Origin of the sequence: Enterobacter sp. PP-008-ECC_S150, assembly GCF_045257065.1 — a bacterium.
Lineage (GTDB): Bacteria > Pseudomonadota > Gammaproteobacteria > Enterobacterales > Enterobacteriaceae > Enterobacter > Enterobacter chengduensis.
In genome coordinates this window covers 152,530-168,761 of record NZ_JBJHHG010000003.1, presented here as the reverse complement: position 1 = coordinate 168,761, position 16,232 = coordinate 152,530, and the positions used below count along the sequence as shown (strand labels likewise).

Sequence of the window (16,232 nt, the reverse complement as noted above, 5' to 3'; positions counted from 1 at the left end):
AACGGCGGCGTTTGGGGTTAACACATTCTATTCAGTCTGCGTAAGCTTAAACTGGCCTGAAGGACCTTCTTGTAAGGTGAAACGGGCAGCGTAGCGAATAGAATCGTTTTTCCCTGACACTTTCAGAGCAACATCATATTCCCCGGCTTGCCATGCAATCCCCTTCCACTGGTGGCACTGTTGGGTCGTTAACGTCACCTCAGGGCTAAACGTTGACGGAGGCGATACCGCTTTCCAATCATTTCCCGCGCGTTTCATTATGGTGGGTGAATGGCTGGTGACAGGCGCGTCTAACCCGGAGTTAGCGGGAATAGCAAAGCAGGGTTCGTTGTTCTTTAGCGTAACCGAAAGCGACTGATATTGTGCAGGATGAGATACACAGGCACTCACCGTTAATGCGATTGCTACAACACTGAGTAACTGTTTCATAACCATACCCGCCGGTCTTTAGGATTTTGAATAAACAACGATAATACCTGCAGGTATTTATCCTTCAGGTCGGGTCCGATAATTCCCTCAAATCCTGCAATGTTTCGGAAATCACCCAGGCCGTAATTTATCAAATAATAAAAATCTGAAATGATAGAAGCCTGCTGCTCCATACCAAAGTCCGAGAGTTTTTTATCGGGTGGGAGAGAATAATTATAACTTGCTGCCCAACTGAATGCGCCTCGGGTTCGAACATTCATTCCAATCTGATGCTGCAATACATGCACCATTTCATGAATAAACCAGTGCTTATATCGCGGAACCTCTATTGAAAAGTCATCCCGATAATGCGGCTCGCGAAAATAGAGCTCACCATTGGGAGTCATCGCGACATCTGTCGACTGCATATTAAATGGTAAATAGCTTTTATTATGGACTTTAACTTCGGAGTACTTTATTGCGTCACCAAAAACCGAGCGCGCCAGTGCTATTTCGCCAATGGTGAGAGGACGGGCGCCTCCTTCCTGCAAACTTGCCATGCTATCTTCCTTCCCGGTTAATAATGACCGGGGAAAACTCCCCGGCCACACACGCGATTACGCTTCTTTGTTCTCTTTGATGTTCCAGCCAGCGCTGCTTTCAGCACCTTTACCACCGGCAGTGGTTTGCTCCCAGTACTGCTGTTTCACTTTCGCAGCCTGGAATGCATAGGTCACACCAACGGTATCGCCGTTGTCTGCACCGGTGTACTGAACAGAGGTCACAAGCACATCTTCCAGCGTGATGCGCGTGTATTCCACCTGCTGACCACCGGCTTTACAGACGGACAGTTCAACTTTGGTCAGGTGTTTACCGCTGGCGCAGTGCTTCAGGATAGCGGTGGTGGATTTGTCGATCAGGGCGTTAACGTGCAGGTCGTTGAAGTTAACTTTACCGGCACCGCCGCCACCGCCAACGCTCATATTACCTGGCTGGGAAGCGCCCCAGGAGAAGGAGGTAATATCAGTCCAGCCGGTGTGGTTAGAATCTTTAGATTCGCCCGTAACACCCTCGACCTTCAGAAACATATCAATAGCCATAATATCTACTCTTCGTGGATGAACAATATTGCTTTCGAAAAAGCACTTATATGGCAAACAGGAAAGCATGGGGCTGAATAAAACCGTCCATATTTTACCTCTGCCTCACATCAAATGACCCGTGTCATTTGACAGTCTTACATTCCCCCGAAATAACGGAATGAATGTGAAGTCTTTCTTGCCGGGTGGCGCTGCGCTTACCCGGCCTACATTGAGCAACGATATCAATAGATTGCACGTTTTACGGTAGGCCCGTGCAAGCGTAGCGCCGCCGGGCGAAACTCACTTACGCATCCTTCGTCTTCAGCGACGGCAGTTTAGAAACCAGACGCAGGGAAACGGTCAAACCTTCCAGCTGGTAGTGTGGACGCAGGAAGAACTTCGCGGCGTAGTAGCCCGGGTTGTCCTCAATCTCCTGCACCTGCACCTCCGCAGCCGCCAGTGGTTTGCGGGACTTGGTCTCCTGGGAGGAGTTCGCCGGGTCGCCGTCCACGTAGTTCATCACCCAGTCGTTCAGCCAGCGCTCCATCTCTTCGCGCTCGCGGAAGGAGCCGATTTTGTCGCGCACGATGCACTTCAGGTAGTGGGCAAAGCGGCAGCAGGCGAACAGATAAGGCAGGCGGGAGGCCAGACGCGCGTTGGCGGTGGCATCCGGGTCGTGGTACTCGGCCGGTTTTTGCAGGGACTGCGCGCCGATGAAGGCGGCAAAGTCGGAGTTTTTGCGGTGAACCAGCGGCATAAAGCCGTTTTTCGCAAGCTCGGCTTCACGACGATCGCTGATGGCGATCTCGGTCGGGCACTTCATGTCCACGCCGCCGTCGTCGCTCGGGAAGGTGTGGCACGGCAGGTTCTCTACCGCCCCGCCGGACTCCACGCCGCGGATCGAGGTGCACCAGCCGTACTCTTTGAAGGAACGGTTGATGTTGGCAGCCATCGCGTAGGCGGCGTTCGCCCAGGAGTAGCTGTTGTGGTTCGCGCCGTCGGTCTGCTCTTCAAAGTCAAAGCTGTCGACCGGGTTGGTGCGAATGCCGTACGGCAGGCGCGACAGGAAGCGCGGCATTACCAGGCCCAGGTAGCGGGCGTCTTCAGATTCACGCAGCGAACGCCAGGCGGCGTATTCGGTGTTCTGGAAGATTTTGGTCAGGTCGCGCGGGTTGGCCAGCTCCTGCCAGGACTCCATCTGCATCACGCCCGGTGCGGTACCGGTGATGAACGGACAGTGCGCCGCAGAGCCGATACGCGCCATTTCGCCCAGCAGCTCAACGTCCTGCGGGCTGTGGTCGAAGTAGTAGTCGCCCACGATGCAGCCAAACGGCTCGCCGCCAAACTGACCGTACTCCTGCTCGTAGATTTTCTTGAAGATCGGGCTCTGGTCCCAGCCCACGCCCTTGTAGCGCTTCAGGGTGCGGCCCAGCTCCTGCTTGGAGATGCTCATAAAGCGGATTTTCAGCATCTCGTCGGTTTCGGTGTTGTTCACCAGGTAGCTCAGACCGCGCCAGGCGCTCTCCAGCTTCTGAAACTCGTCGTGGTGAATGATCTGGTTCACCTGCTGCGAGAGCTGCTCGTCGATACCGGCAATCAGGTTCTGGATGGTGCGGTAGGTATCGTTCGAGAAGGTGACGGTATTTTCCAGCGCCTGCTGCGCCAGGGTTTTGACCGCGCTTTCTACGGCGGAGCGGGCCTGATCGGTTTTCGGGCGGAACTCTTTGTTCAGCAGCGCGCTGAATTCATCCTGGCTGAACGCCTGACCCGCCTGCTGCTCATGTTGTTGAGTCTGGTTGCTCATCGATTATTCCTCGCTACCTTTCGCACTTTCGTCATTTTTCGGCAACTGGCTCAGGGATTTGAGCAGCGTCGGATCCTGCAGAATTTTAGCGATCAGCTCTTCCGCACCGTTTTTGCCGTCCATATAGGTCAGCAGGTTGGAGAGCTGGGTACGCGCTTCCAGCAGCTTGTTCAGCGGCTCGACCTTGCGGGCCACGGCATCCGGCAGAAAGTCGTCCATGCTGTCGAAGGTCAGATCGACGTTGAGCTTGCCTTCGCCGGTCAGGGTGTTATCCACCTGGAACGCCACACGCGGCTTCAGCGCCTTCATGCGTTCGTCAAAGTTGTCGATATCGATTTCGAGGAATTTACGCTCGTCGACGGCCGGCAGATTTTCCACCGGTTTGCCGACCAGATCGGCCATGACGCCCATCACAAACGGCAGCTGAATTTTACGTTCTGCACCGTAGATCTCTACGTCGTACTCGATCTGCACGCGGGGGGCACGGTTACGTGCGATGAATTTCTGCCCACTGTTACTCATTGCCATGATGTTCTCCATCAAAGATGCGCGGTGAAGGTGAAACGGCAGGCTCCATGCCTGTCGTCATAATCCCTGGACGCGCTATTCGCGGCGCCCAAAGATGTTTTCCAGCTGGTTAACGCCGTCTGGCGCCAGGTCGCGAATAATGTCCATAAAGTTAAGTTCTGACAGCCGCTGCACCCGCTCAATCATCAGCGGCGCGGGGTGGCTGGGTTCGTACTGCGCAAAATACTGCTTCGCTTTTTCCAGCATCAGCTGCGCGTCGGCGCGGCTGGTGACCTGCACGCTGCGCCAGTCGGTCACCGTCTGAACGGGCTGCGCGGGCGCCGGCTGCGGCGCAGCCTGCGTTTGGGCCTGCGCCTCACGGTTCGGCAGCAGCGTGCTGATGTCGGTCACCTGACAGGCGCTCGCCACCAGCCCGACGGTTTTCAGCAGTTGCTCCATCTCGGGCACGCCGCTTTCACCAAGATGCCCGGTAAGCAGCTCGCGAATGGCCAGCAGCCGTTCGTTAATGACGATAACCGCGGCGGTTCCCGGCTGGTTGCCGCGAGAGAGCTCGTCAATCAGCCGCGGACGGCCGCCGGGATAGTCCGGACACTCCGTCTTGCTGCCGTCCAGCAGCGCCTGAGCATCCTTGAGCGAGATTTCATCGCCGTTGGAACGCAGCAGCGAGGCGTTACGCACGGCGACGGTAAGGTCGGATTTGTCGCTCAGCCCTGCCAGGGCGTTAATGCGATAGAACGGGTCGGTTTCGCCATACTCTTCCAGCAGCGGATAGAGCGGCTCCCAGTAACGGGCGATGGCCTCCTGCACCAGCAATAACCCGTCCGCGTAGCCCGCAAGCCCGCGGCGGCGCGTCCAGGCGTGGGTTAACGCCAGCAGTACGCGAAGATCTTTGGTGCGGAACAACAGGCTGGTGGCGTATTTTTCCACCGTGTTCCAGTCCGCGGGCTCTGCCGGGATAATGGTGTCGCCAAACTGCTGTTCCGCTTTCCCCAGGCTTGCCTGATTCATGGCCTGGAAGTCAGCGTCGTACTCCAGGTTTTCGCCGCAGGGCCTGTCGGCGCTTATCGGCGCGAGAAATTCTTCGATATTCATGAGATCCCTGCTTATTCAAACATGGGCGGATAGAGACCGTGACGCCCCGGACGGGCGCCGCCTGCCGGGTCGAACAGCAGGGTGAAAAGCTGCCCGGTAAAGTTGCCGCTGTGCACGTGGGTGTACAGCGGGTAGCCGTCGCAGCGGTTGGTCCACCAGTAGCTGGTCTGGCGCAGCGGATCAAAACACTCTGCCGCCTGAGGCCAGCCCAGCGTGCTCTGGCCGTCCTCGTCATAGCCAATCACATCCAGGATGTCGGAGCGCTTTTGCGGCTCGACGGGCTGCGGTGCCGGAATGGTCATCAGCATCTCATCCAGCTGCGAGGCGGAAAAACTGTTGCGCACCGCGTGCAGCCCCAGGCGCCCAATCTGCTGGTACCAGCTTTCAGACTGGCTCAGCAGGCTGCTCGACCACTCTGACGGAGAGAAGCTCAGCTGAAGGCAAACCGGGTACTGTCGGCCCACGCTGTCGCGGCCGGGAAGCAGGCAGCCCATCTGGATCATCTGGCTGCCCAGCATGGGCGGTACCACAAAATTCCAGACCGGCGCTTTGTGGAACTGTCGCTCGCCGCTGCGCTGCTCTTCCTGCTGCCAGGCCAGCAGGCCGACCTGGAACCAGTGTGACCACTGGCGCTGTAAAGTGTCAGGAAAGCGGCGCTGCAAAAAATCTCCGGCGCTGGGCAACTTGCCGTACCAGCTGTAGCGGTTCATCGCAGGGGTATTCGTCATACGGCTGTCCTTGCGGTTATGGGCATGAAAAACGGGGAAGCTGGAAGGGGTTACGAATGCTGTTTGGCGCAAACTCCAGCGTGACCTGATGACCGTCGACGTTGAAGGTGGCCTGACGGCTCAGGCTACCCGCGCCCGGGCTGGTGCTCGCCTTATCGAAGAAGCGGTTGAGCGCCCATGCGCCGTTGGTCGTCAGCGTTGCCGTGCTGCCGTTCGCCAGCCCCAGCTGCATGCGGACCTGGTTGGTGCCGCCCGGCCCCGGCCAGTTCATGATCTGCACGGCCTGCGGGCCGTGGCTGTAGCGCAGCAGCTGGCCGTCAACGTCCAGGGTCAGGTTCAGGATGGTGTTGTCCATTCGCACGGTGCGGACCGTGACCTTGAAGGACGGCGTGGTTGCGCCGTTCGCAAAGAAGGCGTCGCGAATCGACTGGGCCTGCTGGAACGGTCTCAGCAGCCCTTCGCTTCCCGGCAGCGTTTTACCGTCGATGCCCGGCATAAAGCGCCAGTTTGCCTGGGTGGTATCCACCTTATTAGTCAGATTGTCGCGGAAGAAGGCGTCCATCAGCCCGGTACCCGGCGCAAACATGCGCGCGAGATCGTCAGGGGTAACCTCGGTGCTGGCGCTACGCACCAGAGGGTAGCGACCGGCGATCGCCTGACGGCAGAAACCGCCCACTTCGACGTTAATTCGCTTACGCACGTTTTCCAGATCGCGGCGTTGGGTATCGCTGCTGGCACCCACCGCCATATTGCTGAACATGGTTTGCAGCCCGCCCGGCAGGCGACCTGCGCTGGCCTGCAGACGGCTGATTGCCTCCCCGCCCGGCGCAGGCATCCCGCTGTTGGCGGCATCCTGAACGGCGGTCAGGTAGCGATAGAGCTCGTCCACCTGCTTGAGGAAATCATCAAACACGATGGTCTTGCCGCCCTTCTCCAGCGGCTGCGCCAGCTCAATCATTGGCGCATAGTGGTCGGTGACCAGCTGTTCCGGCGCCTGCGTAACCACGGCGGCCTGGGTCGGCGCCGCGTCATTGTTGCTGAACAGCGCTTCCAGCGTGCGGGTGGCGCGGTTGCTCTGATCCTGCGCTTTAGCCGCATCTTCCGGCGCTGGCGCATTGCGCGACAGGCTCAGCACCTGACTGAGGTTCTGCACCAGACGACGCAGCGGCGAGTTGGCGCCGGATAGCAGGCGCGCGGTGTTGATGCGCTGGGAAAGATCGGCGCTGTTATTGAGCTGAATGTCGGCGAGGAAGCGATCCCAGTTGGCGATAAAGTCGCGCATGTAAAGCTGGCGTACGGCGTTATCGACCTGCTGTTTATCCTCCTGCGCCGTGGCGGCCCCCAGCACCCAGGCGTCATCTTCATGCAGGGCGGTAGTGACGCTGTCAATCTGGCTATTAAAGCTTTTCCAGTAGCCGTCCGGCGTATAGAGGCCCGGTACGCCTTCGCTCACCGGCTTGCCGCTTTTGCGGGAAAACACCAGCTCGCTCTGCGGTCCGCCCAGGTCGGACAGGGAGACCGGCTTGAGGTTCTCATCATGCTCCAGCAGGCGCTTGAGGCGACCGTAAACGCGCGTGGAGAGCGGCTGCTGGTTAATCATCGCGCGTTCACGGGCGACCAGCGATTCATCCTGCGCGTACGGCGAGGCCTGAATCTTCGGCTCCAGCAGCTGCGTCAGGTGCCATTCAAGCTGCTGCAGCTGCGCCTTCGTGACGTTCTGCGGCAGGTTACGCTGCAGGTTCAGCATGACCCACGAGTGCAGGAACTTGCCGTCATAGTGCTTCGGCTGATACAGCATCTGGTAGGCTTTCAGCGCTTCATAGCTGTACTCCACGTCGCTGCCGTTGTCGTTGCGAAGCCAGGTCGTGATGTGCATAGCGACGGCAGGCAGCAGCATCTGATCCAGCGCCTTCTGGTACAGAGACTGCGAGGCATCGCTGACGTCATCCCCGCGGTAGAGACCCATGCGGCGCGAAATCGGCGGATCGTTCACATCAAACGCGTCGCTTTTCGGCAGGTCGACCAGACCATTCAGCAGCGGCAGCAGTTCGAACAGGTCGCGCTGCGGCTGGTTCTGTAAGGCTTTGCTCTGCTGGTCGAGCAGCGGCACCTTCGCATCCACCTCTGCAAGATAGGTTTTGTTCTTGGCATAGCTGGTCAGCCAAAGCCCGCCGAGGATCGCCAGCAGGGCCAGCAGCGCCGCGTAGCCGGACCAGATCACCGCCCGGTTGCGCAGCTCCCACCAGCGGTTTTCGCCCGCGATACCGGCTTCCTGGAAGATGACGTTTTGCAGCAGGTTCTTAATGAAGAAGCTCTGGCCTTTAGCCCCCGGAATAGGCGCTTCTTTGCTGACCGAATCCCAGTTATCCGCCTCCGCCCCTTCCGGCAGCGACAGCGCGCGGTTCAGTTCGCCCATCACCCGGTCAAACGGCATGCCTTCCTGCGTCCCGCTGGCGAAGTAGATCCCGCGCGGAGAGAACTCGGTTTCGAAGTTGGAGCGGGCGAAGACCGTGCTCAGGTAGTCCGCCAGCAGGGGACGCAGCGCGGCGAACTCCTGCGGGAAGAGATACGCTTCTGCGCGGGTTTTCGCGTCATGCTCTTTCAGCATGGTTTCCGGCAGCCCGGCGTCAAGGCGCTGCTGCAGCAGAGAAAACTCCTGCTGGAAGTTGCCCATCAGGTCGTAATCGGCGTGTTTGGTTTGCTCCCACGGCAGCGTGAAGCCCCAGATTTGGTCGCGCTGGGCTTTGTCGTAGTCGGCAAACCAGGCGCGGAAGCCTTTAAGCAGGTCGGCCTTGGTCACCATCACGTACACCGGGAAGCGAATACCCAGCTGTTCATGCAGCTCGGACAGACGCTGACGCAGGTTCACCGCCTGCTGGCGGGAGGCCTCGGCAGACTGGGTAAGCAGGTCAGAAATGCTGATGGTGATGATGACGCCGTTGATCGGCTGGCGGCGGCGATACTTACGCAGTAACCCCATGAACTCCAGCCATTCACCGGCGTCCTGAACCTGCTCGCTCTCCTGAGTGGTATAGCGGCCCGCCGTGTCCAGCAGCACCGCCTCGTTGGTGAACCACCAGTCGCAGTTGCGCGTGCCGCCAATCCCCCGCAGGGCGGTCTTACCGAAACGATCCGCCAGCGGGAACTGCAGCCCGGAGTTGACCAGCGCCGTGGTTTTACCGGATCCCGGCGCGCCGATAATGACGTACCACGGCAGCTGATAGAGATATTGCGTGCTGAAGCGCTGCGTCCACTGGGCGCCCTGTCCCGCCTTGCTGAAGTGCGCTTTTTTCAGCATCTGCGCGGCTTCATCAAAGCGGCTGGCGAGGATCTGCTCTTCGCTGTTCAGGCGCTTCTGCGGGTCCGCGGCTTCCGGGCTTTCCGCGTTCTCTTTGAGCTTGTCCATCAGCTTGCGGTTCAGCCAGGCATTGTACAGGCGCGGCAGAATGTGGCCCTGCGCCCAGAGCAGGTAGACCACGGCAATACTGATGATGCGGTTCTGTTCCGATTCAAGCGGTCGGGTGTCCACGATGGACAGCAGGGGACCAATCATCCAGATCACCGCCGCCAGCGCCGTGACGCCGAGGAAGCTCCACAGAATGCGGTTGGTCAAAATGGAAAGAAGTGTAGTCAGCATTCCTTAGTTTCCTTGCGGCAATCCGTTCAGCTCAGCCTGCGTGTTTTCAGGCGACACCAGCAGAGTAATTTCCACACGGCGGTTACGGGCGCGGTTTTCAGGCGTCGTGTTCGGCGCCACCGGGTTAATCTCGCCCCGCCCTTCCGCCTTCACGCGGCCAGGCTGAGAGAGGCTTCCCTGCAGCATTTTCTGTACCGAGCGGGCGCGTTCCAGAGAGAGTTCATAGTTGGAGGCAAAGCGCGCGCTGCGGATCGGCACGTTGTCGCTGTAGCCCACCACCAGAATTTTGCCGCTGACGTTATTCATCGCCTGGGCAATGCGGTTGATGACCGGCTCATAGCGATCGCGTACGACGGTAGACGCAGAGGCAAACAGCCCGTCGCCTTTCAAGATCACGACGCTGCGGTCCGCTTCGTCTTTCACCGCCACCAGGCCAGCCTCGATTTCAGGCTTCAGGAAGCCGCGCAGGTTCAGCACCGCCGGTAGCTGACGGGCCGGTTGCTGAATCGTGGTTTCCGGCAGCTGGGACTGGTAAATCTTCGCCAGCACCGGGCTGGTGTTATCGCCGAGACGCCAGTTGAGTACGATATAAAACAGGCAGGCGATAAACCCGGCCAGCGCCACGCAGGCCCACAGGGGAACCATTGGCCGCCAGAGCTTGCGCAGCACCGGGCGATCTTCCGGATGGGGAGAAAGCGCTGGCGGATAGCTGCCGCGCACGCCGCGGATCATCTGCCACAGGCGCTGCTTGATGGTTTCAAGCTGGGTGCGGCCATTGTCGAGCACCCGGTAGCGTCCTTCGAAGCCCAGCAGCAGGCAGTAGTTGATCATCTCCAGCAGCAGAATATGCTCGCGCGGGTTCTGCGACAGGCGCGCCAGCAGCTGGAAGAACTTCTCGCCGCCCCAGGTTTCGTTATGGAACGTCACCAGCAGACCGTTGCTTGACCAGACGCCGCTGCTGCCCCAGGGGGTGAGCGCGGCGGCCTCGTCGAGCGCCGTGCACAGGCAGTAGCGTGCCCCGACGATCACTTCGTAGGGCAGCCCCGCCTGCTGACAGCGGACTTCGAAACGGCGAATCTCATCGATCAGGCGCTGGCGGAGCGCCACCTGATCGTCATGCGACACCGAGTGACGGATCTGCGGAATCGCATTGAGCAGCGGGTTGGCGGCCGCCACCAGCTGATTGTTGCTACTGGCTCCGGTAAACGCGGCATCGCTGCCGGTGTCCTGTCGTTCCTGCATATTAAGCGCTCGCTTTATTATTCTGTCGGGCTACGGATGGCCCAAAACTCCATATCCAGCCCCGGGAATTCCCCTGCGAGATGCAGGGCGAATGCGCCGGACTTATCCATCTCGTGCCACAGCTCGCTGCCCTTCTCCAGTTCAAAGTAGCTGTAGCCGGCATGCCACGGGATCTGTGGCGGCGCGACAGGCATGGCGCGCAGCATAATGCCCGGCAGCTGCAGCTGAACCAGATCGCGGATTTTCGACACCGGTGCGACCTTCATCTGCGCCGGGAAATGGGTTTGCAGGTGTTCGCCCGGCACATTGGCTTTTACCGCCAGCACGAAGCCGAACTCACGCACCATGCTGGTTTCAGGCACCGTGGCGATGTTCAGGCCGTGAGAGCGTTCGTTAAGCGGCAGCTGGATCGCATGGTCTTCCATCACCAGCGACAGCCCCTGACGCAGCATCAGCATCAGCTTGCTGAAGCAGTTAGCCAGATCGTCATGATCGTAAATCGGCAGCACGCTTTCGGCGGCGCGCTGCGAGGTCCAGGTGGCGAGTTCGGTCGCGAACGGCAGCCAGCTGCGCCAGAGCGTTTCGGGATGCAGCAGCGGGAGGGTTTTTAAATGCGATACCTCACCCAGATGACGGTTCACCAGCGAAAGCAGCGTAAATTCAATTAGCTCAGAGGTGTTAAAGCGGCCGGGCTGGCGCAAGCGACCGCCAATTTGCTGGCTGCGCTGTACCAGCAAGCCGTGCAGATCGTTGATCATGCTGTAGATCTGCGGGCTGTTGTTGGCGTTCAGCATCGGCGGGATATAGCTGTTGTCGAGCCGCACGTGGTTGTCGTTACGCTTCTCGGTGACAAACGCCACGCCGATGGCGGTCCACTCTGCCGTGAGGTCTTTTTCCAGCATCAGGGTCAGACGCAGGCGGCCAAACTGGACGGTGGCATCCCCCACCGACATGGCGTTATCGTCTTCCACCTCTTGCTCGAAGGCGACGAAGCGCGCCAGCGAGGACGGCTCTTCGCTAAAAATCACCTCTTCTCTCTCGCCGCGACGAACCGGCAGCGCGAGCACCACCTTTTCGTTGGTAAGATTGTCAGGGATTTTGAGCGGCACAGGGCCGTTGCGCCCGTTACGGACCTGGAAGAAGGTTCCGTCCGGCAGCAGGCCGCTGCAGTAGCTCAGGGCAATGCATCCCTGACGAAGCATCGCTTCATCCAGTTCAACGTCAAGAAAACCCCAGAGATATGACCGCTGTAGCGCACCCCATTCACGAACATGGTTGAGCAGATAGCTTTCAGTCCGCTGAAAATGGTGTGGACGCAGGAACATGCCTTCGGTCCAGACGACCTTTTCTGCTTTCGTCATGATGATGTGTTTCCTGTTTTGAAGCGCGTTACTGGCTGATGACCCGAATGCCGTTCACGTCGAGAAAAACGTTGGCCTGGAGTTCATCTGCGGACCCTTTCCAGAACTGGTAGATATGATTTTCGCCAGGCACAGGCAGAGGGAGTGAAACGCGCCATTTTTTGCCATCCAGCACCTGATACTCCGCCATCACGCCGATGTAGCGGGCCTCCGGAGAGCTTTGCCCGCTGAGGGTTTTTGACAGCTGTCCCGGCATCAGGAAGAACACATCGCTGTTCAGCAGATTCGCGCCAAGCGTGGCTGACGCGTTGTTCTGCAGGGAGTAGAAGTCGCTGGACATGAAATCCGCATCGGATTTCAGCAACAGCACCCGGACCTTAAGCGGCGCAGAGTCATTGATTTGTGGATGAGCCTGAAACTGCAGGTTGTAGCGAGAGGGGTCGCTGTGTGAAGACGACGTACAGCCACTGACCAGGGCGAAAATCACCGCGTAAAAGAGTAACCACAGCTTATGAAAATTTTTATGATTCATAAAAATGCGCTCATGAAAGCCGTTTAGTTCAGGATCCAGGTACCGTTAGCGCTGTCTTTGCAGGCCTTGCTGTTGCCATCGACATCGACGCAGGTCGCTTTTTTACGTGCCTTCGGACGAATAGCCTGTTTACGCACGGCAGCGTCGTACTGGTCAGCCTTGATCACGGCGCGCATCGGGACGTAACCAATCAGCTGTTCATTACCTTCATCGGCAAGCGCCATCCAGTAGTGTTCAACCTGCCCCAGCACCACGTAGGTTTTTCCGGTCTCAAGATGACGGATAACTTTGCCGCCGAAGTCAGGACGGCTCATCAGGGAGGCCGGATACATGGCACGATACGGCTCGTTGACCGGCGTGAACTCCGCTGGCGGCGTCACGGCGTGACGGTGGGTTAAGGTGACGCCGTTGACCTGGCTGGTCTCGATCGTATCGTCGTTGACCACAGGTTTCTGCGGCGCTTTACAGCCCGCCACCGCCATTACAAACAGAAGTGAAAACAGTACGCGCATTTTCATATGCTTTTCCGTAGCGATATTTCGATGATGAAGATAAGGGGATGAAGTTTGACTTAAGTGCTATTGTTAAAATAGTCAGGATATTTTCGGGGTGTTACTATTTTAAGGGCATAGCTACCGCACGAGCCCTTCAGAATAAGGCCCAGCGTCTTCCTGACATATTTTGACAAACGGTAAACAAGTTTACATGAGCTTCGCTTCAATTCAATATTTACCGTCAGGTAACTGTTGGTAAATGAAGCAGTCGGCAAAATATAAGATTAATCCTATGATAAAAACAGATCGGGCCTACAACTTTCTTATTTCTTCATGATGGACAGTATTAAGATCATGATTTTCAAATAAAAAACCCAAAAGAGAACCACTTTCATTAACGCAACATGGCTATTATCGCCACTACCATAATTAGTAGAATTCGCGTATTTTTGAGGCCAAATGGATATATCATCGATGAATTATTTGTTGCACGATTAGCGCATCTTTAATATTGAAAACTGCTCATGACCATAGTGCGTATATTTCACTTATGCAACGCAGCGTTAATTTTACGGCGCAAAATAACTCTCTATTTCGCGACGCGATCATTACCCTGTTCGGCATAAATTATCGCCATTAAATATTAAGTCGTAGTTAACCTTCCCGGCATTATCGCCAGCGTGAAATGTGCGCAACGGCACGCCAGACGCGAGCGTCCTCTGTTTCTAACGTCTGCCAGCTTCATTCGAAGTTTTATTGTCGCTACATCTTCTCTCGCTACCTGCCATCTATCCCGCCTACCGCGCGATAGATAAGATTTATTATTCAAATGATAAATATTCGTTATAATTTCTTTAAATATTTAATCACCAGATCGGATAACGCACTGTAATAAAAACACTTTAAGGAAAAGCATTTTCACGCAACGCGTGGGCCCGATTTTCGGTGGTCATTGCTTTCGCTTATTGTCCCCTGCAGTGCTCTATGCGTTCAGACGTTGTGCGACCGAACAAATCAGGAGTGGGTATGAACAAAAAAAGACGCTCAGTGCCGGGCATCAGACACTATGACGGTCCTGCCGGAGGCTGGGGCGCGCTAAAAGCGACGGCCATCGCGGTGCGTACTCAAATGGATACCCTTGATGCTCCCGCCACGCTGCTGCGTACCAACCAGCCAGACGGTTTTGACTGTCCGGGCTGCGCGTGGCCCGATAAAGAACATAAGTCGACGTTCCAGTTCTGCGAGAACGGTGCCAAAGCGGTGACCTGGGAAGCGACCAGCAAACGCGTCACCCCCGCGTTTCTGGCAGAAAACAGCGTCTCCTCCCTGCTGGCAAAATCGGACTTCGAGCTGGAAGGCTACGGTCGGCTGACGCATCCCCTGCGCTATGACCGGGCAAGCGACACCTTTCGGCCCGTCGACTGGGACGAGGCGTTTCAACGCATCGGCGAGGTGTTGCGCGGGCTCGAACCGGACCAGGTCGAGTTCTATACCTCCGGGCGCGCCTCAAACGAAGCGGCGTATCTGTTCCAGCTGTTCGCCCGTGAATACGGCACCAATAACTTCCCCGACTGCTCGAACATGTGCCATGAAGCCACCAGCGTCGGCTTGCCCCGTTCGATTGGCATCGGCAAAGGGACCGTCTCGCTGGACGACTTCGACAAGACCGAGCTGGTGATCTCCATCGGTCATAACCCCGGTACGAACCACCCGCGCATGATGGGCACGCTCCACGAGCTGGCGCGCCGCAACGTGCCGATTATCGTCTTTAACCCGCTGCGCGAACGCGCGCTCGAACGCTTCGCTGACCCGCAAAGCGTGATTGAAATGGCGACCTACAGTTCCACCGACATCGCCTCAACCTACTTCCAGGTGAAGGCCGGAGGCGATGCCGCCGCGCTGAAAGGCATTGCCAAACACCTGCTGGAGATGGAGGCCGAACGCGGTGGCGTGCTGGATCGCGCCTTTATTGCCGAGCACACCCAGGGCATTGAGGCGTTCGCCGCCGACATCGCGCAGACCCGCTGGGACGAGATCGAACGCGAGTCAGGCCTGAGCCAGTCGACGCTCAAACAGGTGGCCGAGGCCTATGCGAAATCGAATGCCACCATCATTACCTACGGGATGGGCATTACCCAGCACAATAAAGGCACGGCAAACGTCCGCCTGATCGCCGACCTGCTGCTGCTGCGCGGCAATATCGGCAAGCCCGGCGCGGGTATCTGCCCCCTTCGCGGTCACTCGAACGTGCAGGGTAACCGCACCGTCGGGATTAGCGAGAAGCCTGCGCCGGCATTCCTTAACCGCCTGAAAGACGTGTTCGGCTTTGAGCCGCCGTCTCACCACGGACACGATGCGGTACAGGCCACCCAGGCGATGATCGACGGCCGCGCGAAGGCGCTAATCTGCCTCGGCGGCAATTTTGCGGTGGCAATGCCCGATCACGAGCGGGGGTTCCCGGCGATGGGCAACCTGGATTTGAGCGTCCACGTCGGCACCAAGCTCAACCGAACCCATCTGCTGGTGGGCAAAGAGACCTATATTTTCCCGTGCCTTGGCCGTACCGAGCTGGATATTCAGGCCACCGGGCGTCAGTCCATTACCGTCGAAGACTCGATGTCGATGGTGCATGCCTCATCCGGCAAGCTGAAGCCCGCCTCGCCGTTACTGCGTTCGGAACCTGCTATCGTCGCCGGCATGGCGAAAGCGACCCTGACGGAAACCCGCGTGGACTGGCTGACGCTGGTTGAGGATTACGACCGCATTCGCGAGCTGATCGAACAGACCATTCCGGGCTTCGAGCAGTACAATGCGCGGATCCGCGTGCCCGGCGGCTTCCGTATGCCGCTGCCGCCGACGCAGCGAATCTGGCCGACGGCGACGGGAAAAGCGATGTTCTCGGTGTTCGACGGCGTGCACGAGAACGCCAGCGGTGAAGGTGAGCATGTTCTGCGCCTGATCACCCTGCGCAGCCACGACCAGTACAACACCACCATTTACGCCCTGGACGACCGCTACCGTGGCGTGTTTGGCCGCCGCGACGTGCTGTTTATGAACGAAGACGATATGGCACAGTCAGGGCTGGAGCACGGCGACCGCGTGGATATCGAGACCGCCCTGCCCGGCAGCGTTCAGCGTCTGAACGACATTACCGTGGTGGCGTACAGCATCGCGCCGGGCACCGTCGGCGCCTATTACCCGGAGGCCAACGTGCTGGTACCCCTTGACTATCTGGACAAGGACAGCGGTACGCCGTCGTACAAATCCGTTCCGGTTCGCATCACCCTGCGCTCGAAAGAGATCCGTATGCTGTAGGGCTGCGCG

The 16,232-nt window shown here is 58.1% G+C and carries 13 protein-coding genes; 1 reads left to right on the top strand and 12 read right to left on the bottom strand.

Translation table 11 applies throughout. The annotated features are described in order from the left end of the window. Positions 1-27 precede the first annotated feature (27 nt). From ACJBF3_RS05180 to ACJBF3_RS05125, 12 genes are all read right to left on the bottom strand, one after another. On the bottom strand, positions 28-435 hold the full coding sequence (locus ACJBF3_RS05180) for a putative T6SS immunity periplasmic lipoprotein (protein ID WP_072049961.1): 408 nt from the start codon (positions 433-435) through the stop codon (positions 28-30). Further along, entirely contained in the window at positions 426-968 is a 543-nt protein-coding gene (locus ACJBF3_RS05175) for a hypothetical protein (RefSeq protein WP_021240381.1), read from the bottom strand. Before ACJBF3_RS05175 ends, ACJBF3_RS05180 begins: the two co-directional genes overlap by 10 nt. A gap of 57 nt (positions 969-1,025) precedes the next feature. Further along, positions 1,026-1,508, bottom strand: a complete 483-nt coding sequence (locus ACJBF3_RS05170) for a type VI secretion system tube protein Hcp (RefSeq protein ID WP_014884229.1) — start codon at positions 1,506-1,508, stop codon at positions 1,026-1,028. Between the two features lie 286 nt (positions 1,509-1,794). After that, positions 1,795-3,294: a type VI secretion system contractile sheath large subunit gene (gene tssC / locus ACJBF3_RS05165; RefSeq protein WP_028018712.1), complete on the bottom strand. Its 1,500-nt coding sequence runs from the start codon at positions 3,292-3,294 to the stop codon at positions 1,795-1,797. A 3-nt stretch (positions 3,295-3,297) separates the two neighbouring features. Then, the gene (tssB, locus tag ACJBF3_RS05160) at positions 3,298-3,822 is read right to left on the bottom strand and encodes a type VI secretion system contractile sheath small subunit (protein WP_008502644.1); all 525 of its coding nucleotides are present in this window, start codon (positions 3,820-3,822) and stop codon (positions 3,298-3,300) included. Between the two features lie 75 nt (positions 3,823-3,897). Continuing rightward, positions 3,898-4,914 (bottom strand): type VI secretion system protein TssA, encoded by a 1,017-nt coding sequence (gene tssA / locus ACJBF3_RS05155; protein ID WP_045326651.1) that lies wholly within the window; start codon positions 4,912-4,914, stop codon positions 3,898-3,900. 11 nt (positions 4,915-4,925) lie between these two features. Beyond that, positions 4,926-5,642, bottom strand: coding sequence for a type VI secretion system-associated protein TagF (gene tagF / locus ACJBF3_RS05150; RefSeq protein WP_045326652.1), 717 nt, complete (start codon positions 5,640-5,642; stop codon positions 4,926-4,928). A gap of 16 nt (positions 5,643-5,658) precedes the next feature. Further along, entirely contained in the window at positions 5,659-9,279 is a 3,621-nt protein-coding gene (gene tssM / locus ACJBF3_RS05145) for a type VI secretion system membrane subunit TssM (RefSeq protein WP_045326653.1), read from the bottom strand. A gap of 3 nt (positions 9,280-9,282) precedes the next feature. Continuing rightward, complete coding sequence (locus ACJBF3_RS05140; RefSeq protein ID WP_045326654.1) at positions 9,283-10,521, bottom strand: DotU family type VI secretion system protein; 1,239 nt, start codon at positions 10,519-10,521, stop codon at positions 9,283-9,285. Positions 10,522-10,538: 17 nt separating this feature from the next. Then, positions 10,539-11,882, bottom strand: coding sequence for a type VI secretion system baseplate subunit TssK (gene tssK / locus ACJBF3_RS05135; protein ID WP_045326655.1), 1,344 nt, complete (start codon positions 11,880-11,882; stop codon positions 10,539-10,541). 28 nt (positions 11,883-11,910) lie between these two features. After that, a complete protein-coding gene (gene tssJ, locus ACJBF3_RS05130; RefSeq protein WP_045326656.1) occupies positions 11,911-12,414 on the bottom strand; it encodes a type VI secretion system lipoprotein TssJ in 504 nt (167 codons plus the stop codon). Positions 12,415-12,437: 23 nt separating this feature from the next. Next, the gene (locus ACJBF3_RS05125) at positions 12,438-12,932 is read right to left on the bottom strand and encodes a hypothetical protein (protein ID WP_045326657.1); all 495 of its coding nucleotides are present in this window, start codon (positions 12,930-12,932) and stop codon (positions 12,438-12,440) included. Positions 12,933-13,934: 1,002 nt separating this feature from the next. Between ACJBF3_RS05125 and ACJBF3_RS05120 the strand changes: the two genes are divergently transcribed. Then, the gene (locus ACJBF3_RS05120; protein WP_045326659.1) at positions 13,935-16,223 is read left to right on the top strand and encodes an FdhF/YdeP family oxidoreductase; all 2,289 of its coding nucleotides are present in this window, start codon (positions 13,935-13,937) and stop codon (positions 16,221-16,223) included. Positions 16,224-16,232: the final 9 nt, after the last annotated feature.